The sequence below is a fragment of the Phreatobacter oligotrophus genome (assembly GCF_003046185.1).
In the GTDB taxonomy this organism is placed as follows: Bacteria; Pseudomonadota; Alphaproteobacteria; order Rhizobiales; family Phreatobacteraceae; genus Phreatobacter; species Phreatobacter oligotrophus.
On sequence record NZ_PZZL01000006.1, the window covers coordinates 221752 to 243782 of the forward strand.

At 69.8% G+C, this 22031-nt stretch carries 23 protein-coding genes; 12 read left to right on the forward strand and 11 right to left on the reverse strand.

The genetic code is table 11. The features are described from left to right. Nucleotides 1–5: 5 nt before the first annotated feature. From C8P69_RS15510 to C8P69_RS15540, 7 genes are all read left to right on the forward strand, one after another. Entirely contained in the window at nucleotides 6–221 is a 216-nt protein-coding gene (locus tag C8P69_RS15510) for a hypothetical protein (RefSeq protein ID WP_108178331.1), read from the forward strand. A gap of 61 nt (nucleotides 222–282) precedes the next feature. Then, nucleotides 283–1647 carry an ABC1 kinase family protein gene (locus C8P69_RS15515; RefSeq protein WP_108178332.1) on the forward strand — a complete coding sequence of 455 codons (1365 nt, stop codon included), beginning with the start codon at nucleotides 283–285 and terminating at the stop codon, nucleotides 1645–1647. Between the two features lie 7 nt (nucleotides 1648–1654). Further along, the gene (locus tag C8P69_RS15520) at nucleotides 1655–1939 is read left to right on the forward strand and encodes a DUF4031 domain-containing protein (protein WP_108178333.1); all 285 of its coding nucleotides are present in this window, start codon (nucleotides 1655–1657) and stop codon (nucleotides 1937–1939) included. Between the two features lie 64 nt (nucleotides 1940–2003). Then, the gene (gene ispH / locus C8P69_RS15525) at nucleotides 2004–2963 is read left to right on the forward strand and encodes a 4-hydroxy-3-methylbut-2-enyl diphosphate reductase (protein ID WP_108178334.1); all 960 of its coding nucleotides are present in this window, start codon (nucleotides 2004–2006) and stop codon (nucleotides 2961–2963) included. 8 nt (nucleotides 2964–2971) lie between these two features. Then, nucleotides 2972–3934, forward strand: a complete 963-nt coding sequence (locus C8P69_RS15530; RefSeq protein ID WP_108178335.1) for a homoserine kinase — start codon at nucleotides 2972–2974, stop codon at nucleotides 3932–3934. Then, the gene (gene rnhA, locus C8P69_RS15535; protein ID WP_108178336.1) at nucleotides 3931–4389 is read left to right on the forward strand and encodes a ribonuclease HI; all 459 of its coding nucleotides are present in this window, start codon (nucleotides 3931–3933) and stop codon (nucleotides 4387–4389) included. Before C8P69_RS15530 ends, rnhA begins: the two co-directional genes overlap by 4 nt. A 97-nt stretch (nucleotides 4390–4486) precedes the next feature. Next, entirely contained in the window at nucleotides 4487–5008 is a 522-nt protein-coding gene (locus C8P69_RS15540; protein WP_108178337.1) for a cupin domain-containing protein, read from the forward strand. A gap of 81 nt (nucleotides 5009–5089) precedes the next feature. Here the strand turns inward: C8P69_RS15540 and C8P69_RS15545 are convergent, their stop codons facing one another. Both C8P69_RS15545 and C8P69_RS15550 read right to left on the reverse strand, forming a co-directional pair. Next, a complete protein-coding gene (locus C8P69_RS15545) occupies nucleotides 5090–5575 on the reverse strand; it encodes a peroxiredoxin (RefSeq protein WP_108178338.1) in 486 nt (161 codons plus the stop codon). A gap of 110 nt (nucleotides 5576–5685) precedes the next feature. After that, the gene (locus C8P69_RS15550; RefSeq protein WP_170118264.1) at nucleotides 5686–6507 is read right to left on the reverse strand and encodes a protein-disulfide reductase DsbD domain-containing protein; all 822 of its coding nucleotides are present in this window, start codon (nucleotides 6505–6507) and stop codon (nucleotides 5686–5688) included. Nucleotides 6508–6631: 124 nt separating this feature from the next. Here C8P69_RS15550 and C8P69_RS15555 point away from each other — a divergent pair, with 124 nt between their 5' ends. Further along, nucleotides 6632–7249, forward strand: coding sequence for a YqgE/AlgH family protein (locus C8P69_RS15555; protein ID WP_108178340.1), 618 nt, complete (start codon nucleotides 6632–6634; stop codon nucleotides 7247–7249). 131 nt (nucleotides 7250–7380) lie between these two features. Continuing rightward, nucleotides 7381–8814 carry a pyruvate kinase gene (pyk, locus tag C8P69_RS15560; protein ID WP_108178341.1) on the forward strand — a complete coding sequence of 478 codons (1434 nt, stop codon included), beginning with the start codon at nucleotides 7381–7383 and terminating at the stop codon, nucleotides 8812–8814. Here pyk and C8P69_RS15565 read toward each other — a convergent pair. The 3 genes from C8P69_RS15565 to ykgO all read right to left on the reverse strand — a co-directional run bounded on the left by C8P69_RS15565 (nucleotide 8811) and on the right by ykgO (nucleotide 10655). Then, nucleotides 8811–9755 carry an alpha/beta fold hydrolase gene (locus tag C8P69_RS15565; protein ID WP_108178342.1) on the reverse strand — a complete coding sequence of 315 codons (945 nt, stop codon included), beginning with the start codon at nucleotides 9753–9755 and terminating at the stop codon, nucleotides 8811–8813. The two genes, pyk and C8P69_RS15565, sit on opposite strands and share 4 nt — an antisense overlap. 42 nt (nucleotides 9756–9797) lie before the next feature. Further along, complete coding sequence (locus C8P69_RS15570) at nucleotides 9798–10409, reverse strand: tetratricopeptide repeat protein (protein WP_108178343.1); 612 nt, start codon at nucleotides 10407–10409, stop codon at nucleotides 9798–9800. A 120-nt stretch (nucleotides 10410–10529) separates the two neighbouring features. Next, on the reverse strand, nucleotides 10530–10655 hold the full coding sequence (gene ykgO, locus C8P69_RS15575; RefSeq protein ID WP_106749089.1) for a type B 50S ribosomal protein L36: 126 nt from the start codon (nucleotides 10653–10655) through the stop codon (nucleotides 10530–10532). Between the two features lie 191 nt (nucleotides 10656–10846). On the opposite strand from ykgO, the gene greA reads away from it, so the two are divergent. Then, nucleotides 10847–11323 carry a transcription elongation factor GreA gene (greA, locus tag C8P69_RS15580; RefSeq protein ID WP_108178344.1) on the forward strand — a complete coding sequence of 159 codons (477 nt, stop codon included), beginning with the start codon at nucleotides 10847–10849 and terminating at the stop codon, nucleotides 11321–11323. Between the two features lie 4 nt (nucleotides 11324–11327). Here the strand turns inward: greA and C8P69_RS15585 are convergent, their stop codons facing one another. The 5 genes from C8P69_RS15585 to C8P69_RS15605 all read right to left on the reverse strand — a co-directional run bounded on the left by C8P69_RS15585 (nucleotide 11328) and on the right by C8P69_RS15605 (nucleotide 17313). Beyond that, nucleotides 11328–13454 carry a hypothetical protein gene (locus C8P69_RS15585; RefSeq protein WP_108178345.1) on the reverse strand — a complete coding sequence of 709 codons (2127 nt, stop codon included), beginning with the start codon at nucleotides 13452–13454 and terminating at the stop codon, nucleotides 11328–11330. 25 nt (nucleotides 13455–13479) lie between these two features. Next, nucleotides 13480–14052, reverse strand: a complete 573-nt coding sequence (locus tag C8P69_RS15590; RefSeq protein WP_108178346.1) for a HutD/Ves family protein — start codon at nucleotides 14050–14052, stop codon at nucleotides 13480–13482. Between the two features lie 5 nt (nucleotides 14053–14057). Next, on the reverse strand, nucleotides 14058–15143 hold the full coding sequence (locus C8P69_RS15595) for a TRAP transporter substrate-binding protein (protein ID WP_170118265.1): 1086 nt from the start codon (nucleotides 15141–15143) through the stop codon (nucleotides 14058–14060). Nucleotides 15144–15280: 137 nt separating this feature from the next. Further along, the gene (locus C8P69_RS15600; protein WP_108178348.1) at nucleotides 15281–16345 is read right to left on the reverse strand and encodes a ligand-gated ion channel; all 1065 of its coding nucleotides are present in this window, start codon (nucleotides 16343–16345) and stop codon (nucleotides 15281–15283) included. Further along, a complete protein-coding gene (locus tag C8P69_RS15605) occupies nucleotides 16345–17313 on the reverse strand; it encodes a cache domain-containing protein (protein ID WP_108178349.1) in 969 nt (322 codons plus the stop codon). Before C8P69_RS15605 ends, C8P69_RS15600 begins: the two co-directional genes overlap by 1 nt. A gap of 157 nt (nucleotides 17314–17470) precedes the next feature. Here C8P69_RS15605 and C8P69_RS15610 point away from each other — a divergent pair, with 157 nt between their 5' ends. Both C8P69_RS15610 and C8P69_RS15615 read left to right on the forward strand, forming a co-directional pair. Next, the gene (locus C8P69_RS15610) at nucleotides 17471–19633 is read left to right on the forward strand and encodes a DNA/RNA non-specific endonuclease (protein WP_108178350.1); all 2163 of its coding nucleotides are present in this window, start codon (nucleotides 17471–17473) and stop codon (nucleotides 19631–19633) included. A 64-nt stretch (nucleotides 19634–19697) separates the two neighbouring features. Then, nucleotides 19698–21284: a peptide chain release factor 3 gene (locus C8P69_RS15615; protein ID WP_108178351.1), complete on the forward strand. Its 1587-nt coding sequence runs from the start codon at nucleotides 19698–19700 to the stop codon at nucleotides 21282–21284. On the opposite strand, the gene C8P69_RS15620 is transcribed toward C8P69_RS15615, so the two are convergent. Then, nucleotides 21266–21982, reverse strand: a complete 717-nt coding sequence (locus C8P69_RS15620; RefSeq protein WP_108178352.1) for a hypothetical protein — start codon at nucleotides 21980–21982, stop codon at nucleotides 21266–21268. The two genes, C8P69_RS15615 and C8P69_RS15620, sit on opposite strands and share 19 nt — an antisense overlap. Nucleotides 21983–22031 lie beyond the last annotated feature (49 nt).

Genomic DNA, 22031 nt, shown 5'->3' on the forward strand with positions numbered 1-22031 from the left:
ACGCCATGCGGTTTTCGTTTCGCAAGGTCGCGGACCGGATCGACCTCGTCCTGCCGGATGTCGACGCTCCGGCAGGTCCTGGCAAGGTCCGCGTAACCGCGAGCGCCGAGCAGGGGATCGTTGTCACGGGTCAAAAACCGATGAACGATGATGTTCGGCGGATCATGGACGAGGTGATGACGAAGTACGCCTCCACGCTGAAAGCTCTCGCCAAGCCTTAGCCCCCTCGAAACCGGGGCACCGGCACCCTATGTGCCCCTCGACAGCACGAGGACGCACCGCATGCCCCCACGCGACGACGAAGCCAACCGTCTGACCGGACGCCTGTCGCGCTATGCCCGCGTCGGCACCAATGTGGCGAGCGCTGCCGCCTCCATCGCCGCGGCGCGCCTCTTCGGCGCCAATCTCGACCGCGAGAAGAACGCGGCGGAGCTCACCCGGGCGCTGGGCGGCCTCAAAGGGCCGATCATGAAGGTGGCGCAGCTCCTCGCCACCATCCCGGAAGTCCTGCCGCCGGAATATGCCGAGGAATTGCAGAAGCTGCAGTCCGAGGCCCCGCCTATGGGCCCCGCCTTCGTCAAGCGCCGCATGATGGCGGAGCTCGGGGCCGACTGGGAGCGCAAGTTCGCGAGCTTCGACAAGATGCCGTCGGCCGCCGCCTCGCTCGGGCAGGTCCACCGCGCCACCGCCCATGACGGCATGGCCCTCGCCTGCAAGCTCCAGTACCCCGACATGCAGTCGGCGGTGGAGGCCGACCTCGCCCAGCTCGAGGTGCTCTTCGCCATCCATCGCCGCATGGATCCGGCGGTCGACACCCGCGAGATCATCAAGGAGATCGGCGCGCGCGTCCGCGAGGAGCTGGACTACCGGCGCGAGGCGAAGAATGCCGCACTCTATCGCGGCGTCCTTGCCGACGAGCCGCTGGTGCGCGTGCCCGACGTGCGCGACGAGCTCTCCACCGGCCGCCTCCTGACCCTCTCATGGCTCGACGGCACCAAGATGCTGAGCCATGTCGACAAGTCGCTGGAGATCCGCAACCGGCTGGCCACCGCCATGTTCCGGGCCTGGTGGCACCCCTTCACCGCGATCGGCGTCATCCACGGCGACCCGCATCTCGGCAACTACACGGTCTTCGAGGAGGCGGGCGAGCCCGGCGGCATCAACCTTCTCGACTATGGCTGCATCCGCATCTTCCCGCCGCGCTTCATCGGCGCGGTGATCGACCTCTACAAGGGCCTGGAGTCGAACGACGATGCGCGCATCGTCCATGCCTACGAGACTTGGGGCTTCCGCAACCTCAACCGCGACCTCATCGACATCCTGAACCTGTGGGCGCGCTTCATCTACGGCCCGCTGCTCGACGACCGCGTGCGCTCCATCGCCGACGGCATCTCGCCTGGCGAATATGGGCGGCGCGAGGCCTTCACCGTCCACAAGGCGCTGAAGGAAAAGGGGCCGGTGACCATCCCGCAGGAATTCGTGCTGATGGACCGTGCTGCCATCGGCCTCGGCGGCGTCTTCCTGCATCTGAAGGCGGAGATGAACTTCTATCGGCTGTTCAACGAGCAGATCGACCAGTTCTCGCTGGAGACGGTCACGGCGCGCCAGAACGCCGCGCTCGGCTCGGCCGGTCTTCTCGCCGCCTGAGGTTCCGATGGCCGTCTACGTCGACGATCCCATCTGGGACTGGCAGGGCCTCAAATGGTGCCACCTCCTCGCCGATACCGAGGAGGAGCTGCACCGTTTCGCCCGCGCCATGGGCGTCCACCGGCTGATCTACCAGGGTCCGCCGAAGACCAGCGCCCCGCATTACGACCTCACCGGTTTCGAGCGGCGCCGCGCCATCGCCATGGGCGCCATCCCCTGCACGCGGCACGAGATCGTCGCGGTCTTCCGCCGTGTCAGGCAGCCGCGCGCATCCCTGCCGCGCGCCGCCTGAAGCGCCTCGCCTTGACAGGCGCGCCGCTTCCCCCGAAACGGGAGCGTCTCATCCGGAGAGCGCCTTGCCGAAGCCGCCGCTGAAGATCCTGCTGTGTTCGCCGCGTGGCTTCTGCGCCGGCGTGGTGCGGGCCATCGACGCCGTCGAGCAGGCCCTCAAGCTCTACGGTCCGCCGGTCTATGTCCGCCACGAGATCGTCCACAACCGCTTCGTCGTCGACGGGCTGAAGGCCAAGGGCGCCGTCTTCGTCGAGGAGCTCGACGAGATCCCCGACACCGCCGCCCCCGTCATCTTCTCAGCCCATGGCGTGCCGAAATCGGTGCCGGCCGAGGCGCAGGAGCGCAATTTCCTCGCCATCGACGCCACCTGCCCGCTGGTGACCAAGGTTCATCGCGAGGCGGAGATCCACCATCGCCGCGGCCGCGAGGTGGTGCTGGTCGGCCATGCCCGCCACCCCGAGGTCGTCGGCACCATGGGCCAGCTCCCCGCCGGGGCCGTCACCCTGGTCGAGACCATCGAGGATGCCCGCGCCTTCACCCCGCGCGACCCGGAGGCCCTCGCCTTCGTCACCCAGACGACCCTGTCGGTGGACGACACCCGAGAGATCGTCGACTGCCTGCGCGAGCGCTTCCCCGCCATCGTCGGTCCTCACAAGGAGGACATCTGCTACGCCACCACCAACCGCCAGGAGGCGGTGAAGCGCGTGGCGCCGCATGTCGAGGCGATGATCGTGGTCGGCGCGCCGAACTCCTCCAACTCGCAGCGCCTGCGCGAGGTGGCCGAGCGCGAGGGCTGCCGCGTCGCCGACCTGGTCCAGCGCGCCGCCGACATCGACTGGGACCGCTTCGGCGCCATCGCCTCGCTCGGCATCACCGCCGGTGCCTCGGCCCCCGAGGTGCTGGTGGAGGAGATCATCGAGGCCTTCGCCGCGCGCTACGAGGTCTCGGTCGAGACCGTCTCCACCGCCGACGAGAGCGTCTTCTTCCCCCTGCCCCGCCAGCTGCGCCCCGACGCGGCGGCCTGAGACCTGCCATGGCCGTCTATACCGATGTCACCGCCGAGGACCTCTCGGCCCATCTGGCGCGCTACGACATCGGGACGCTGCTCTCGTTCAAGGGCATCGCCGAGGGCGTCGAGAACTCGAACTTCCTCCTCCACACCACCGGCGGCAGCTTCATCCTCACCCTTTACGAGAAGCGCGTCGACCCGAAGGACCTGCCCTTCTTCATCGGGTTGATGGAGCACCTGGCCGCCCGCGGCCTCACCTGCCCTCAACCCGTCCGGATGAAGGACGGCGAGACGCTCGGCGAGCTTGCCGGACGGCCCGCCGCCATCGTCACCTTTCTCGATGGCATGTGGATCCGCCGCCCGCAGGTCATGCATTGCGGCGCTGTCGGCAAGGCGCTGGCCGAACTCCACCTCGCCGGCTCGGGCTTCGCCCTGACCCGCGTCAACGCCCTCTCCGTGCCGGGCTGGCGGCCGCTCTACGAGCGCGCGAAGGACCGCGCCGACACCGTCGCGCCGAACCTCGCCGCCACGATCGCCGCCGAGCTTGCCCATTGCGAGGTGTCCTGGCCGAAGGACCTGCCGACCGGCGTCATCCATGCCGACCTGTTCAACGACAACGTCTTCTTCCTGAACGACCGGCTGTCGGGCCTCATCGACTTCTACTTCGCCTGCAACGACATCCTCGCCTACGACCTCGCCATCTGCCTCAACGCCTGGTGCTTCTCGCCCGACAGCGAGTTCGATTTCGCCAAGGGCCGGGCCATGATTGCCGCCTACCAGGCGGTGCGGCCGCTGAGCGCCGCCGAGACCGCGGCGCTGCCGCTGCTCGCCCGCGGCTCGGCCCTGCGCTTCCTGCTCACCCGGCTCGTCGACTGGCTGAACGTCCCGCCCGGGGCGGTCGTCACGCCGAAGGACCCGCTGGAATATCTGCGCAAGCTGCGCTTCCACCAGAAGGTCACCTCCCCCACCGAATACGGCCTCGCATGAGCACCGCTGCTGATCCGCGCCGCGTCGAGATCTTCACCGACGGCGCCTGCTCGGGAAATCCGGGACCCGGCGGCTGGGGCGCCATCCTGCGCTATGGCGAGGTGGTGAAGGAGCTGAACGGCGGCGAACCCGTCACCACCAACAACCGCATGGAACTGCTCGCGGCCATCAATGCCCTCGAAGCGCTGAAGCGGCCCTCCCGCGTCGACCTGCACACCGACAGCCAGTACGTGAAGAACGGCATCATGACCTGGATCCACGGCTGGAAGCGCAATGGCTGGCGCACCGCCGACAAGAAGCCGGTGAAGAATGCCGAGCTCTGGCAGCGCCTCGACGACGTGGCCGACCTGCACGAGATCACCTGGCACTGGGTGAAGGGCCATGCCGGCCATCCCGAGAACGAGCGGGCCGACGAGCTCGCGCGGATGGGCATGGCGCCCTTCAAGACGCGCTGAGGCGGCAGGCCATCACGCCGGCGTGAGAACCGGCAAGGCTCTTGCGATCTCCTGACGCAACCGGGGCGCGTGTCCCGGCATGACACAGGAGACGACCATGAGCCGGCCGCCTTTCTCTGCCGAGAGCCTCACCTATCTCGACCTTGATCCCGCCCCGATCCGTCCCGAATGGATCATCGGCGGCCAGCCGGTCGCCCGCTGCCGCCACTGGTCGGATTCCTCCGACGGCACCACCTCCGCCATGGTCTGGGACTGCACGGCCGGGTCCTTCCGCTGGTATTTCGGCGGCGACGAGATCGTCCACATCATTGAGGGCGAGGTGATCGTCTCCGGTGACGGCGCAGCGCCCCGCACGCTCCGGCCCGGCGATGCGGCCCTGTTCCGCGCCGGGACATGGTCGACCTGGCATGTGCCCCATTACGTCCGCAAGCACGCCATCTGCCGCGACAGCCTGCCGGCCGTCGTGACCCTGCCGCTGCGCGCGGCGCGCAAGGCCGGCCGCATCGTCGAGCGCCTGCGCCAGGTCCTGCCGGCCCGCACCCCCACCTATGCCGTGCGCGCCGGCGTGCCGCTGGTCGGCATCGGCCTCCTCGGCGCCATCGGCGTCCTCGGTTTCTGAAACGGCAACGCCGCCCGGGCCGGAAAGACCGGGGCGGCGCTTGCGATGCGATGCGGTGGCCGGTCGACCCGGCCTGAACGCTCAGAGCTGCTTCAGCAGGTTCTCAGCGCCCGAGACGTCGGCCTTGCCCGGGCCGTCCTCGATGTTGAGCGAGGCGACGACGCCGTCCTTGACGAGCATGGAATAACGCTTGGTGCGCATGCCCATGCCGAAGGAGCTCATGTCGTTCTCAAGGCCCACGGCCTTGGCGAAATCGGCGCTGCCATCGGCGAGGATGCCGACCTTGTCGACTGCGCCGGTGGCCTTCTGCCAGGCGTCGAGCACGAAGACGTCGTTGGTCGAGGTCACGTAGATCGCGTCCACGCCCTTGGCCTTGATGGCCTCGAAATTGGCGACGAAGCCCGGCAGGTGGTTCTTGTGGCAGGTGGGCGTGAAGGCGCCCGGCACCGCGAACAGGACCACGGTCTTGCCGGCGAAGATCTCCCCGGTGGTGCGGGCGGCGGGGCCCTCGGCCGTCATGGTGCGGAAGGTCGCTTCCGGCAGCTTCTCGCCGACCTGGATCGTCATGGGGAACTCCTCGATGAAGGATGGATAACGCGGCCCACGGGCCGCCTGTTGCAAAGACGCGACGATACTTAGTGCGTCCCCCGTCCGGCGTCGAGACGCCAGCGCGCTGTTCAGCGCGGGGTGAGCTTTGCTTCCAGCGCCCGGTGGCCCGACACCAGCGTGAAGGTCAGCGCCTGGCCGAGCGGGTCGGTGCCGCGTGGCGCACCGTCGAGGGTGAGCTTGAAGCGGCGCACGGTCCCGGCTGTGTCCTGCGGCTCGGGCAGCGGCAGCGTCCAGTGGATGTCCGGCCCCTCGGCGAAGAGATCGGCCGGGGCAGAGGCCTCCACCTCGGCCTTCAGCGTGACCACCGGCCATTGCCCCGACCGGTCCACCGCCTCGATGGCCAGCGAAAGGCCCGGCACCGCCGCCTGCGGCACGCTCGCCCGGTAGCGGGCGATGGCCGCCGCTGCCGCCGGGTCGGAGGGGCTGCGCGACAGGCCGAGCAAGGCATCGGCCTTGGCGGGAATGCAGATCTGGTCGCAGACCGCATAATCGAGATGGAGGCCGAGCCGCACCGGCTGGCCCGCGACCTTCGGCCTGACGAGGAGCGGAAAGACGACGCCGGTCTTGTAGCCGATGGAGAAGCCGTTGCCGTCCGGAAAGCGCAGCGGCGCCGGCCAGGACACCGCCACATCGGCGACATTGGTCGATTTCGACCAGTCGAAGGCCGGGGGAACGCCGGAATCGCCGGGGGTGCGCCAGTAGGTCTTGGTGCCCGGATCGAGCGTGATCTCGACACCGGCGAGGTGGAGGCCTCCCTCCATGCCGCCGTCGAGGAGGCGCACGGCCGATTTCGTGTCGCGCGACCAGGCCGACATGGCGGGCGCCGCCAGGACCGGCGCCCCGGTCCCGGCCAGCGCCAGGAAGGACAGAAGCGCACGCCGGTCGAACATGGCGGGAACTCTTATGTCGGCCGCCGGATTTTTGCCACTGACGTTCCGTTGAACATGCGGAGGCCGCACGTCCACCGCGCCCTCGCACGGTGGCAATTCGCGGCTGTCCGGGTTAGCGTGAGGCATGGCAGGCAAGATCCGAAGCGGGGCGCGCGACCGCGTCCGCGGTTATCTCGATGGACAGATGCTCGTCGCGATGCCGACCATGCGCGACGAACGGTTTTCGCGCACGGTCATCTACCTTTGCGCCCATTCCGCCGATGGCGCCATGGGCATCGTCGTGAACCAGAGCGCCGCCGACCTCGCCTTCTCCGACCTCCTGGTGCAGCTCGATATCATCCCCGAGGCGCGGAAGATCATGCTGCCGCCCCGGGTCGATTCGATCCGGGTCCTGCGCGGCGGGCCGGTGGAGACCGGCCGCGGCTTTGTGCTGCACTCCTCCGATTTCTACATCGAGAACTCGACCCTCCCCATCGACGAGGGCATCTGCCTCACCGCCACCCTCGACATCCTGAAAGCGCTCGCCATCGGCGAGGGACCGTCCAGCGCCGTCCTTGCCCTCGGCTATGCGGGATGGGCCGCGGGCCAGCTCGAGAACGAGATCCAGGCCAATGGCTGGCTGCATTGCCCGGCCGATCCGGACCTGATCTTCGGCGCCGATGTCGAGACCAAGTACGAGCGCGCCATGCGCAAGATCGGCATCGATCCGGGCATGCTCTCCTCCGAATCCGGCCACGCCTGACCGGTCACGCCGCGCGCGACATGCCCCCGTCACGGCGACGGTGAAGGCTTATCACCGCGCGAATCCGCCCTCCGCCCCTCGCTCCACGCGATCAAACCGGTTTAGGATCGCGTCAGGGAGACAAACGACTCATGCGACGCCAGCGCCGGACCAAGATCCTCGCCACCCTGGGACCTGCCTCGACCAGCCGCGACCAGATCAGCGCCCTTTTCGCGGCCGGAGCGGATGTCTTCCGCATCAACATGAGCCACACGCCGCACGACAAGCTGCGGGAATTCGTCGAGACCATCCGCTCCATCGAGCATGAGGTGCAGCGCCCCATCGGCATCCTCGCCGACCTCCAGGGCCCGAAGCTGCGCGTCGGCACCTTCAAGGACGGGCCGGTCATGCTGAAGAACGGCGCGACCTTCGTGCTCGATTCGGACAAGACCGCCGGCGACGTTGGTCGCGTCCACCTGCCCCATCCCGAGATCCTTGCCGCGCTCGAGCCCGGCCATCGCCTGATCCTCGACGACGGCAAGGTGCTGCTGGAAGCGGTCGCCTGCACGCCGAAGCGCGCGGAGTGCCGCGTCCTCGTCGGCGGCAAGCTGTCGGACCGCAAGGGCGTCTCGCTGCCCGACACCACCCTCCCCGTCTCGGCGCTCACCGACAAGGACCGCTCCGACCTCGACGCAGCGCTGAATGCCGGCGTCGACTGGATCGCCGTCTCCTTCGTCCAGCGCCCCGAGGACGTCGCCGAGGTGAAGAAGGTGGCGCGCGGCCGCGCCGCCGTCATGGCCAAGATCGAGAAGCCGCAGGCTGTGGCCCGCCTCGCCGAGATCATGGAGATTTCGGACGCGCTGATGGTCGCCCGCGGCGATCTCGGCGTCGAGATGCCCATGGCCAAGGTGCCGGGCATCCAGAAGCAGATCACCCGGCAGGCCCGCCGCACCGGCAAGCCGGTGGTGGTCGCCACCCAGATGCTGGAAAGCATGATCACCGCGCCGGTGCCGACCCGCGCCGAGGTCTCCGACGTCGCCACCGCCGTCTTCGAGGGCGCCGACGCCATCATGCTCTCGGCCGAGAGCGCCGCCGGCCAGTACCCGGTCGAGGCGGTGTCGATGATGAACCGCATCGCCGAGGAGGTGGAGGCGGACCCGACCTATCGCGCGGTGATCCAGGGCCAGCGCGCCGAGCCCGAGGCGACCGGCGCCGATGCCATCGCGCTCGCCGCCCGCGACATCGCCGAGACGCTGGACCTCTCCGCCATCGTCTGCTGGACCTCCTCCGGCTCCACGGCGCTGCGCGTCGCCCGCGAGCGGCCGAAGCCGCTGACCATCGCCCTGACCCCGAAGATCGCCACGGGCCGCAAGCTCGCCCTGCTCTGGGGCGTCCACTGCGTCGTCACCCAGGACGCCCGCGACCTCGACGACATGGTGAGCCGTGCCTGCCGTTTCGCCTTCAAGGACGGCTTCGCCAAGCCCGGCCAGCGCATCATCGTCGTCGCCGGTGTGCCGCTCGGCACCCCCGGCGCCACCAACATGCTGCGCATCGCCTTCGTCGGCTCGGACGATACGGAGATCTAGGGGCTGCCCTGCAGCGCCCGGATTTCGGTGATGATCCGGTCGGGATCGGCATGGTGCGGGCCGTGGCCGACTCCGGGCATGATGATGAGCTTGGTCTGCGCGATGTCGCGGGCAAGCCCTGCGGAGTGCAGATGCGTCCACACGACGCCGTCGGCATCGCCGGAGATGACCGTCACCGGGCAGCTGATGTCGCCATAGCGCCGGGACTGCTCCTCGACCTGCGGCAACAGGCCTGCCACATCCTCGGCATTGGCGCGGAACTGGTGCGGGCGCAGCACCAGCGGGATACCCGCCGCCTCGGCATAGTCGTCCTCGACGGCCTGCGGGCTGAAGACACCGGCAATGCTGGCGCGCATCCAGGCCTCGCCGACCGGCAGGGCGAGGGTCCAGGAGAAGAGCGGGCCGAGCACCGGGCTCGCCGCAACGGAATAGTACCAGTGGACGCCGCCGGGCCAGGGATGGGTCGCCGGCGCGATGAGGCAGAGTCCGGCGACGCGATCGGCATGGTCGAGCGCCATGCGGCAGGCGAGCGCCCCGGCCCAGGAATGGGCGACGACGACGGCCTTGCCGATGCCGAGCCCGTCCAGCGCATCGACGATTGCATCGGCCTGATGGTCGAGGCGGGCGGCCTCGCGGCCGGCACGGCGTTCCGAGAAACCATGGCCGGGGCGGTCCACCAGAAGGACGCGGCCGAGCCCGTCCAGCCGATCGCCGAAGGCCGGCCGCCAGCTCAGTGCCGAGCCGGAGGCGCCATGCAAGAAGACGACGGGCGGGCGGCCGTCGCCATCGCCGCTGTCGATGAGGTGCAGGGCGCCAGCGCGCGTCGGCAGGAACAGCCCCTCCGGCGGGAAGCTGCGGGTGATGCGGCGGGCGCGCACGGCCGTCCAGCCGGCGAGGAGGGCCGGCACCGCGGCGGCGGTGATCAGCGGATCGATGGCCATGCAGAATCTACGGGAGGGCGAGGATCGCGGATCGCCGGCGCCTCAGAGCTCGACGCCATCGACCTTCGGCTTGAGGCGCTGGATGATCTGCGGCACCCGCTCGATATGCGGGTTGACCTCCATGGCCTGCTGGAAGGCGGTGAGCGCGCCCTTCTCGTCGCCGAGCTGCTGCAGCAGCATGCCGAGACCGACCATGGCGCCGAAATGGCGCGGCTCAAGCCTCAGCACGTTCTCGAGGTCGGAAATGGCGCGGCCGAACTCGCGGCGGGCGAAATAGAGGGTCGCCCGGCGGCTCCAGGCCTCGGTGAAGTCGGGCTGCAGGTCGATGACCGCATCGAGCAGCGAGAGCGCGAGATCGGCCTGGCGCTGCTGCATGGCCTGCTGCGCCCGGCCCATCAGGAGATCGGCCGTGTCCGAGCCGGAGACCGACATCAGCATGCCGATCTGGGCCTCGAGCACACGCGCCTGGCGCGGATTGTCGGCCTCGCGCAGGCGCGAGTAGAGCTCGTCGAGCCGGCGGGCGCGTTCGGAGGCAAGGGCTGGCGGGGTGATCGCACCCGCGGCGGGCGCTGTCTCCGCGGGCGGCGTCGGCACCGGACCGGTGGTCTGGGCAAAGGACGGCGCACCGGCGAGAACCGGGCCGAGCAGAGACAAAAGAAAAACCGCCGCGCGAGTCATGGCTCCAAGCTGGGCCAGGACGCGGCGACGGTCAATGTCGGGACGATGACAGCCACGTGAGCGGCGTCAGTCCCAAAGAACGGCGTGACGCCGTCTTCAGCCCTGACGCGCCTTGAAGCGCTTCTGGGTCTTGTTGATGACGTAGACGCGGCCCTTGCGGCGCACGATCTGGTTGTCGCGGTGGCGACCGCGCAGCGACTTGAGCGAGTTGCGGACCTTCATGGCGGCGATCCCTGGAGACGAGCACCGGGATCGGGAGACCCGACGGACGATGCGTCGATGAAGAAGAGGCGGCGGCTATACGTGGCCGGGGCGGGAGTGTCAAGGTTGCGGCGGGGAGATCGCCGCCCCATCTGGCAGGATCGTCGGCCGCAGGGCCGGACGGCCATGCCATAGCACGAAAGACGGAACGGATGAGCGTCGCCTTCACCAAGGAGAACGACCGGGACGGGACGGAGGCGAACCTCCAGGACCGGCCGATCTCGCCCCATCCGAACCTTGTCACCTCGGCCGGCCTCGCCGCGCTCGAGGCCGCCGTCGAGGAGGCGAAGGCGGCGGTCCTCGCCGCCAAGGCCGCAGGCGAGGACGCGACCGGCATCGCCTATGCCCGCGCCGCCCGCGACCTGCGCTACTTCCAGGCCCGCCGCGCCAGCGCCGAGGTGCAGCCGACCCCGCCGAGGGATGGCAAGGTCCATTTCGGCAGCCGCGTCACCATCGACCGCGAGGACGGTCGCCGGCAGAGTTGGACCATCGTCGGCGAGGACGAGGCCGACCCGTCGGCTGGCACCATCTCCTATGTCTCGCCCATGGCCCGCGCCCTCATGGGCAAGGTCGTCGGCGACCTCGCCATGGTCGCCGGCCAGGAAATCGAGATCATCGCCATCGGCTGAGGGCTCAGAACCGGCCGCCCGTCTCGGGCGGGACGATCCAGCGCGGCTCGCCCACCGCGACCCACTCGCCAAAGCCGTCACCGCCATCGCTGACGACCAGCGCCATGCCCGGCCGCAGCAGCGCAGCGGGCAGCAGCAGCGCATACCAGAGATGGTGCTCGCGGAAGGCGGGCGCGGCCTCGGCCAGCAGCGTGCCGTCGGCATCGACGAGCCGCACCGTCTGGCGGCGATGATCCTCGCCCGCCGCGATCGGCAGCGCGAGCGTCTGGCCCGCCGCCACGGCGCGGATCTCGATGCGCAGGGCCCCGCGGCGCGCCGCGCCCGCCAATCCGCTGCCGTGGACCGCCGCGACACCGGCAAGCGGCCGCAGCGGCGCCGGCGGCGCGGGCGCGGGGTCGAAGCCCTCGCCGCGGATGAGAACGTCGGCAGGCGTTCCCGCAAGACCCGGCATGAAGGGCATCTGCGCGAAGAGGATGGGCGTCGCCGACGGCATGGCGAAGCGGCAGAGGATCGCCCCGGCCGCATCGAGGCCGATGATCCCGCCGGGCGCCGCCTCTACGCGGATCGCGAGCGTGAAGACATCGCTTTGCGGGCCGATGACCGAGCGCCGCGGGCGGGTCCAGCCGGTAACGGCGCCATCGGCACCGCGCGCGACGATCCAGGCAGGTGCGCCGCTCGCACGGCCCACGACGCCCGAGACCCGCACCGCGCCCGGCCCGATCCCCGTCACGGCCGTGATGGTCCCCCCGCAAACGGGAAGATCCGGCGGAATGGCGCCTGCCAGCGCGCCGAGCGGCGGCCAGGCTGGTCCCGCCGCGCGGTCGTAGAGGCCAAGGCCGGCCCGTCGCAGGCTCACGAGGATGGGCCTCAGCGCCTCGGCGGACGGATAGGCGAAGCGCAGCACCTCCAGATCGGCGATGCCGTTGCGCGCCATGTCCGCGACATCGGCGAGGCGCTGGCGCTGCTGGATGACCTGCGACACCCAGGGATGCGGCACCGCGGCGACCACGGCGGCGCCAACCAGTGCGAGGCGCCCGGCCAGCACCACCGCGGGCCGGTGCAGCCAGAGCCGAACGGCCACGAGGATCACCAGCAGCAGGCCGGTCAGCGACACGAGCGCATAGCGCGAGACGAGCGCATAGGCGGGCGGGCCCTCGGCGCCGCGGGCGAGGCCGGTGGCGACGGCCACGGCGAGGACGAGACCGATGCCGCCGAGGAGGCTCGCGGCCCGCGGATCGAGCGGCTGCCCCCGCCGCCAGCAACGATGGGCGCCCCAGGCGATCAGGGCGAGCCCGCCGAGCGCAATGGCAAGGCCGACGGCCTGGGCCAGCCAGACGGTGCGGGTCGGCGTCACCGATCCGAGGAAGGCGAGGCCATAGGCCAGCGCCTCGAGCGGCGCGGCGAAGACGCGGGCAGGCGCCGCTCCCTCGACGGACAGGCTGGCGAGCCCGGCGGCGATCAGGGCCGGCACGACCATGGCGAGGGCGCGCGGCCCGTCGCGCCGGAACAGCAGCGCCGCCGCTCCCGCCGCCACGGGAGCGAGGACACCCGCGGCCATGGTGTAGGTGCAGAGGACCGCGAGAGGGCAGGCAACGAGGAGCGCATGGGCCGTGCTGCGGGCCGCCATCACGGCCCAGATCAACCCGAGCGAGAGGCCGATGAACAGCGGAAACTGGGCCTGCGTGAACCAGGTGGTGTTCTCGACATGGACGGGGGCGAGGAAGAGCCCCGCGCCCGCCACCATCAGGACGACGAGCGAGGCGCGATCGACCCGGTCGGCGAGGGCGAGGACGAAGAGGAAGGCGCCGGCGGCCGCCATCAGCGCCAGATGGATCCACACGCCGAAACCCGGGCGGACATACCAGTCCGCCAGCATGACCAGCTTGGCGAGGCCCGGCCGGTGCTCGTTGTGCCGCCAGTGGAGGGCCCGCGCCCAATCGGCGAGGGTGCCACCTTCGTGAGCGCGGAGCAGCACCCCGGCATAGCCCCAGCCGTCCCAGTAGAGGGTCGGCAGGGCATGGAGCAGGCTGTAGCCGAGGCCGAACCCGGCGAAGCCGAGCGCCGCGGCGAGCGAGACGAGGGTGAGCCAGCGCGGCGATGCCAGCCGCGCCTCCCGGGCGTCGATCACCACCGGCCGCGCGGGCTCCGCCACGCCGTCAGACGCGGTGGATGGCGACGGCCGCAAGACGGCCGCCCGCAGCGCCGCTGACGCCAAGGCCGGCCTCGGCGTCCGCCAGGAGCGCCGACCCGGCGCCGAGCGCGATGTCGCCGCTCGCACCCGTCACCCGCCAATCCCCCGCCACCGCGAAGAGGACAATGACGTCGGCGCCGGCGAGCGTGTCGGCTGCACCGCCACCGGCGAGGATCCGTACCGTACCGCGTGCCGCCCCGTCCCGCGTCAGAAGGTTGAAGGCAGTCGCGGGTACCCCGTCGACCAGCCGGCAATAGGGCGCCGGCGCACCGGCAAAGACCGTCGGGGCATCTGGGGGCACGGGTCGCACCCCCTCCCCCGCAAAGTCCAGCGTGACGCCGGCGCCATGGATGATGGTGAAGGTGCGCGTCACGCCGGCATAGTCCGAGAAGGGCCCGTCGCGGTCGATCGCGGCGGTGCCGACGCGCCAGTCCGGCTCGCCGTCTGCGCCGAGCCTTTGGGCGATGTCAGTGGCCGTCCCGCCGCCGTTCTTCCAGGGAACGGTGCGGAACGAGGCCGGGTCGAGCAGGTGGATCATGCCGCTCACTGCGCCACGTAGGTGATGCCGCTGATCGGCGAGACGATGCGGTTGTAGATCTCGCCGCAGCGGGCACCGCAACGCTTCACGAAGGCCGGCAGCACCACCTTGGTCAGCGCCTCGCGCAGCGTCGCCTCGTCGGCGGGCGTGGCGCGGGTGACGGTCATCGGCCGGTTGGTGACGACATGGCCGATCTTGCAGCCATCGGCATTGCCGGCATTGCACTGGATGCCGTCCTCGGTGAGCTCGGCGCCGAGCTTCCACTGCTGCTCCTCGACGTCGTTCATCGTCGCCTGCAGGAAGTCGCGCACGGCGGGGTCGAGGCGGTTCCACCAGGCAAGGTTCACCGCATAGGCGGCAACGCCCCACTGGATCGGCAGCGTGTAGAGATGGCGCGTCACCTCGTACCAGCGGGCGCCGTTGCCGGTGGCGGTGCCGGTCACGGCGCAGTCGACGACGCCGCGCTCCAGCGCCGAATAGACCTCCGGGAAGCCGATGGCGACCGGCTGGCCGCCCACCGACTGGATGAAATCATTCTGCGAGCCGCCGGGCGTGCGCACGCGCCGGCCCTTGAGGTCGGCGAGGCTGGTGATCGGATCGCGGCAGAACAGCACCTGGCCGGGGAAAGGATAGAAGGCGACGATCTTCACCCCGAAGCGCTCAAGCTCCTGATTGAGCGTCGGCAGCATGGCATGGGCGATGCGCCGGCCCTGCTCGTGCGAGGGGTTCTGTCCCGACATGTCGATGATGTCGAGCAGCGGCACGTCACCGGCGACCGTCGGCAGCGCCATGCCGGCAAGGTCGATCTGGCCGGCGCGCAGCACGCGGATCAGGTCGGGCCCGGAGAGGTTGCGCTCCGGCCAGCTCGCCAGCGTCACGCGGATGCGGCCGCCCGAGCGCGCCGGGATGCCCTCGCGCAGCATCGGAATGTCGACGCGCGTATATTGCGGGATCGAGGGCGAGAGCTGCGTCACCATCTGGATGGAGACCGGCGGGCCCGGCGGCAGGGTCGGCGCCTGGGCCAGGGCCGGCGCGGCGAGGGAGAGGCTGGCCGCGGCGAGCGCGGCGAGGGGCAGGCGAGACGAGACCATGGGGGACACCCTCCGGCGGCGGCGAGATGGCCGCCCTGCCCCGACTATAGGCTGCCCTCGCCGAGCGTCGAGGCCGCCCGCCGCAGGGCTCGGCGCCATCCACCCTGCCCTCGTGCATGGCTGCCGTCGCGACAGGCTCAGCCGGGCAGCGCCCGCAGCGCCGCCCCCAGGCAGACGATGAGCATCATGGCCGGCAAGGCCCAGCGCAGGTGGCCGCGCAGCGCCTCCGCCTCCTCGCGCCAGCGGCCGCCGGGCTGGGCGACCACCACCGAGAGCACCACCTCGAACAGCAGCACCGACACCAGATAGAGGTAGCCGAGTGAGATCATCTCGGCGACGGGGGTGTTCAGCGAGATGGCGCCGGGAAAGCTCGATTCGAAGGTGAAGCTGATGGCCGCGAGCGCCAGCAGCGAGGAGAAGATCAGGCTGCCCTTGTCCTTCTCGAGGAGGCCCGGCCCCCACAGCACGAAGAGCGACACGGCCAGCACGGCGATGACGGGCACGAAGATGCGCAGCACGTAGCGCTGCGCCTCGCGGGCCAGCGTTACCGTCACGTTGAGCCGCGAATAGGACCGGGCGTTCCAGCCCATGGCGAGGTCGTTGACGAAGCTGAGGCCAATGGGCCGCCAGTCCACCACCGCCAGCGCCCGCTCGATGCCGGAGAACTGTCGGTCCGCCTCCGTGGTCATCAGCACCGCCTCCTGCTGCGGATGGCGCGGCAGGGAGAGGGCCAGCGTCAGGTTCTGCTGGTCGAAGGGGAAGGCGTCCATGGTCATGCGCACCCGCACATCCGCCTCGAAGCGCTCGATCACCACCGCCTCGCCATGGGCGTGGATGGAGAGCGCCACCGTGCGCGAGTCCCGGCCGCCGACCTGGTTGTCGAGGACGAGGCCCGGCGACCAGATCGCCTTCAGCCGCTCGTCCGCCTCCGCGCCGACGCGGTCCTCGCGCGACAGGCCTTGCGCCACGGCGTCGAAGGCGAGGCGCGGATCATGCCAGCGCTGGGTAATTTCGAGATGAAGCCGCGCCTGGCCGCCGACCTCGCGCACCTCCAGCACATTGAGGACGCGCACGGCGACGCGCACCCGCACCGGCAGCTCGACGCCGCGCGGCAGGGCGGTGAGGCCCTCGCCGGCCTCCTCCGCATGGGCGATGAGGCCGAGGCCGAGGAGCCACAGACAGGCGAGGAGGATGCGGGCCATCACGCCTCCTGCCGGCGCAGGCGGGCAAGGACCAGGAAGGCGACGAAGGCGACGATGCCGCCCACCAGGGCCATGACCCAGAGCTCGGTGGTCAGCCGTCGCCCATCCGAGCGCGCCTCCTCCCGGGCGATGACGGTGAGCCCGATGAGCCGGCCGGAGAAATCCACCAGCGGCTGGGCCATGACGGCATAGCTGCGACCGCCGAGGCGGCGTGTGCCAATGGTCACGTCGCGGACGGCCCGCAGCGGCTCGGCGCGCATCAGTCCGGTGAACAGGGCCTCGTCGGTGGCCGCCATGACGGTGAGGTCGCCGACCGTCGGCAGCTTCGGGTCGAGCGTGACGCCGGCTAGGGAGGATGCCGCGATCACGGCGATCTCGGTATTGGTCGCGGTCTTCACGAGGTCGAGGATGGGGCGGATGTCGAGGCCGGCCTCCACCGTGCCCAGCAGCGCGCTCCCCTGCTCGACCGGCGCGACGCCGCGGATGCCGATGCCGGCAATGCCGATCTCGACGCCGGTCTGCGCCCGGCGCAGGCGGTTCGCCGCCACAACCATGGCGCGGAAGGTGGAGATGTCGTCACCGTGCTGGTCCGGCCGGTGCATGCGCAGGAGATAGCGCAGGTCCGGCGTGTGGTAGCCGAAGATCTGCACGCTGGCCTGGGCGCCGAGATAGCCATAGGCCTCGGCCGAGAGCGCCTGGAGCTGCTGGCGATCGCTGGCCGCGAGCGCCGCCCGCACCTGCGGGTGGCGCCCGAAGGATTCGGCGATGGCGAGGGCGAATTTCGCCGCCTGGTCCATGTTGGCGCCGAGCAGCGAACCGACGAGCTGCATCTGGGCGGTGCGGTCACGATCCTCGACCGCCCGGAGGCTCGCCTGCTGGTGGCGAAGCATCGCCCCGAGGATGAGGGCGATCACCAGGGCCGGCGCCAGGGCGCTGGCGCCGATCCGTCTCCACTGCACTGCCACCACGATGAACGTCCTTGAAACATGCACTGTCGCCCCACCGGGGCACCATCGGCGCGGCTCTTAGGGGATGGCGGCCGAGCGGGCAAGACATTCCCGGGCGTCACATGACTGAAACAATAAGTTGCAGAATTGGATCGATGCACCTCAATGAGGATTGGCGATGGGTGTCATCGGCAATGTCGTGATGCAGGATGACCGCCAGGTCGCGGAGGCGGTCCGGCGTCTCATCGATCTGGTGGCCGATAAGCCACCGGCAGTGGTGGAATCGGCGGAACGGCGCGACGACCGCCGACGTTTCCTCGCCGAGACGCTGGGGTCCGACGGTGACGTCGTATTTGAGCGGATCATTGCTGGCGACGAATTGCAGCCCGTCGCCTACCTGGAGCGCGGCGCCATTGCCGCTCGTGCGGTGGCGAAGATCGCCTTGCGATCACAGGCCGGCTCAGCCATCGGCTCCGGGACGGGCTTCCTCATCGCTCCCGGCGTCCTGATCACCAACAACCATGTCATGCCCGACCGCTCGCTGGCCATCAACTCGATGGCGCAGTTCGGCTACGAACTGGACGTCACGGGCAAGGCGGTGGGGCCGGTGGACTTCGCCCTCGACGCGGGGCGTCTGTTCCACACCGATGTCGCCCTCGACTTCACCGTGGTGGCGGTGCGCCCGCTGGCGCAGGACGGCACATCCCGGCTGGACGCCTATGGCTATCTGCCCCTGCTCGGCACCACCGGAAAGGCGATGGAAGGGGAATGGCTGAGCCTCATCCAGCACCCCAATGGGGAGCGCAAACAGGTCTGCGTGCGCGAAAACAAGCTGATCAAGCGCCAGCCGGATGTGCTCTGGTACTCAAGCGACACCAAGCCGGGATCATCGGGGTCGCCCGTTTTCAACAATGACTGGTTCGTGGTGGCGCTGCACCACAAGGGCGTGCCGGAGATGCGCGACGGCGTCATCCAGACTGTCGACGGACGCGATTTCGACGCGCGGACGATGAGCGAAGACCGGGTGAAATGGATCGGCAACGAGGGCGTGCGGGCGAGCCGCATCTTCGCGACGCTGCAGGCGGCCCTGCCGGGCCACCCTCTTCTCCAGCCCCTGTTCCAGGCAACTCCGGCCTCCGCCCGCGTCGAGACGCCGGCCCTCGCGCCCGACACGCGGCGCGCCGCCCCTCCAACCGCTAGCGCGCCTTCCTCTCCCCCGGCCCTCCCGGCCACATCACCCGCGAGCACCGTCATGGCCACCAACGAGACAATCACCATTCCCATCGAGATCAGGCTGACGGTCCGTCCGGACGGCGCGGTTGCGGCCCCGGCAGTGGTCGCCTCGACCGAAAGCTTCGCAATCGAGGCCAAGCGCTCCGCCGAGCCGAAGCGCGAGGCGCCGTTCGACCCCGACTATGGGAAGCGGAAGGGCTACGACCCGAAGTTCCTCGGTGGCGGCGCGAAGATCGTCGGCCTGCCGGTGCTGGGAGCCCAGAACGAGGTCAATGCCGCACCGCTTCTGTCGCCCACCGCCAGCAACAAGCACGTGCTCCACTACGACAACTACAGCGTCGTCATGCACAAGGACCGCCGGCTCGCCATGTTCAGCGCCGCCAACGTTTCCTTTGGCCACCGCTACGAGATGGCACGGACCCGCGACGTCTGGCGTCTCGACCCGCGGATCAGGAAGGAGCATCAGCTGGATGGCTTCTACTACGCCAAGAACCAGTTCGACCGCGGCCACCTGACCCGCCGCGAGGACCTCGAATGGGGCACCACGCCCCGCAAGGCGCTGATGTCGGCCGGCGATACCTGTCACTGGACGAACTGCACGCCGCAGCACTCCCGGTTCAACCAGAACCGCGAGATCTGGCAGGGCATCGAGCGCTACATCCTCGAGGAGTCGATCGAGGCGGGCCACGTCGACACCCAGATCATCACCGGTCCGGTGCTGGACGAAGGCGATCCCGAGTACAAGAAGATCAAGTACCCCCTGCAGTTCTGGAAGGTGGTTGCAGCCCTCAAGCAGGATGGTTCGCTCTTCGCCACGGCCTATATCGCCAGCCAGGCGGAGGTCATCGCCCAGTACGGGATCGAGACCACCGAAGCGCCCTTCGGCGCCTACAAGACCTTCCAGACGCGCATTGCCGAGATCGAGCGGCTCACCGGCCTCACCTTCGTCTCCGGTGAAGGCGGCGCGACGCCGCTCAGCAACTACGACCCCCTGGAGGGACGGCCGGTCTCCCGCCGGCGTCGACTCGCGACGAGCGAGAGCACGTCCGGCGTGTCGCTGCCGCCCGACTACCTGCCGATCGACGACCTGTCGGACATCATCGTCTAGTCTGGCGCCGGGGCGGGCCGGGCTTGCTCTTGCTCTCGCGGCCCGCCGCGCCTAAACGGCGGCCATGGCGAACGATACGACCCCCTCCCCCGCCTCACGGCGGCGCACCTTCGCGATCATCTCGCACCCGGACGCCGGCAAGACGACGCTGACCGAAAAGCTGCTGCTCTTCGGCGGCGCCATCCAGCTCGCCGGCGAGGTGAAGGCCAAGCAGGGCCGCCGGCAGACCTCCTCGGACTGGATGGCGATCGAGCGCCAGCGCGGCATCTCCGTCGTCACCTCGGTGATGACCTTCGAATATGGCGGCTGCGTCTTCAACCTTCTGGACACGCCGGGCCACGAGGACTTCTCAGAGGACACCTATCGCACGCTCACCGCCGTCGACAGCGCCATCATGGTCATCGACGGCGCCAAGGGCGTCGAGGACCGCACGCGCAAGCTCGTCGAGGTCTGCCGCCTGCGCGACATCCCCATCATCACCTTCGTCAACAAGATGGACCGCGAGAGCCGCGATCCCTTCGACCTGATGGACGATGTGGAAAAGGCGCTGGCCATCGACACCACGCCGATGACCTGGCCCATCGGCCAGGGCCGCGAATTCGCCGGGACCTATGACCTCGTCCACAACCACATCCGCCGCATCGACCATGACGACGACGTCATCAAGGTCAACGGGCCGGAGGCCGCGGTCTTCGACGAGCTGCTGCCGAACGGCACCGACGACTGGCGCGAGAGCGCGCTGCTCGCCAAGGAGGGCGCCAAGCCCTTCGACCTCACGAGCTACCGCGAGGGCCACCTGACCCCCGTCTATTTCGGCTCGGCCCTGCGCAATTTCGGCGTCCGCGACCTCATCGACGCGCTCATCGCCTATGCGCCGGCGCCGCGCGCCCAGGTCGCCGACAGCCGCACCGTGCTGGCCGACGAGCCGCGCATGACCGGCTTCGTCTTCAAGATCCAGGCGAACATGGATCCGAACCACCGCGACCGCATCGCCTTCCTGCGCGTCTGCTCGGGCAAGCTGTCACGCGGCATGAAGGCGCGCCTGGTGCGTACCGGCAAGCCCATGCCGCTCAACGCGCCGCAGTTCTTCTTCGCCCAGGACCGCCAGCTGGCCGAGGAGGCCTATGCCGGCGACATCGTCGGCATCCCCAACCACGGCACCCTGCGGATCGGCGACACGCTGACCGATGGCGAGGACATCGTCTTCAAGGGCGTGCCGAGCTTCGCGCCCGAGCAGCTGCGCCGCGTCAAGCTGAAGGATGCGATGAAGGCCAAGAAGCTGCGCGAGGCGTTGCAGCAGATGGGCGAGGAAGGCGTCGTCCAGCTCTTCGTGCCCAATGACGGCTCACCGGCCATCGTCGGCGTCGTCGGCGCGCTGCAGCTCGACGTGCTGAAGGAGCGGCTGGCGGCCGAATATACGCTGCCTGTCGACTTCGACCCCTGCCAGTTCTCGGTCTGCCGCTGGATCTCCTCCGACGACGAGCGCGTGCTCGACGCCTTCATCGAGAGCCATGGCTCCTCCATGGCCCGCGACCTCGATGGCGCGCCCGTCTACATGGCTTCCTCGGCCTTCTCGCTGCGCTACGAGGAAGAGCGCGCCGCCGGCATCACCTTCTCGGCGGTGAAGGACTATCAGCGCGCCGCGGCCTGACGGCCATTGCCGCGCGGCGAGCCGACGGCCTGGCCGATCCAGCCGATGACGCGGTTGTGCAGCCCGGCATCCTTGTCGATGTTGAAATGCGTCAGGTTGGCCTCCTGGCGCAGGTCGATGTTCTCCAGCCGGCCGCGATAGCCCGGCACGGCGGCGACCGAAGTGCCCCAGCCATTGTTGGACTGGAACAGGTTGATGTAGCGCTTCGCGCCGCCGGCGAGCGGCTGACGCACCGTCGGGTCGAAGGCCACCGCCAGCGCCAGCGTGCCGCCCTGCTGCGCCACGGCATTGGCGATGTCGGTGACGGCATTGGCGCCCAGCGAATGGCCGATCACCACCGCCTGGTGGCGGCCGCCGGTGGCGCGCTGGTTGGCGACGATCTCCGCGGCGATGGTGCTCCAGGCGCCATGCTCATGGACGGTGGCGTTGTAGCCGCGCGCCCTGAGCTTGGCGCCGAGATCGTCCATGCCCTGCGAGAAGACATTGGCGAGGCCGCGGATCAGGTAGATGCGTGGCGGGATGGCCGTCGTCCGGCGCGCCGAGGCGGTGGAATAGACATCGCCGCGGGCCATGGCGTCGCGGGCCATCTGGACGGCGCCGCCGCCCTCCCCGCTGGTCTCGGCGGTTGTCTGGCATCCCGCCAGAACCAGACCCGAGAACACGACGCCCAGCACCCGGACGCGCAGCGACACTGCCATGGCCAACCCCAGCCTTCGACGACCTGCTCCAAACCCGGGCGAACCGTCG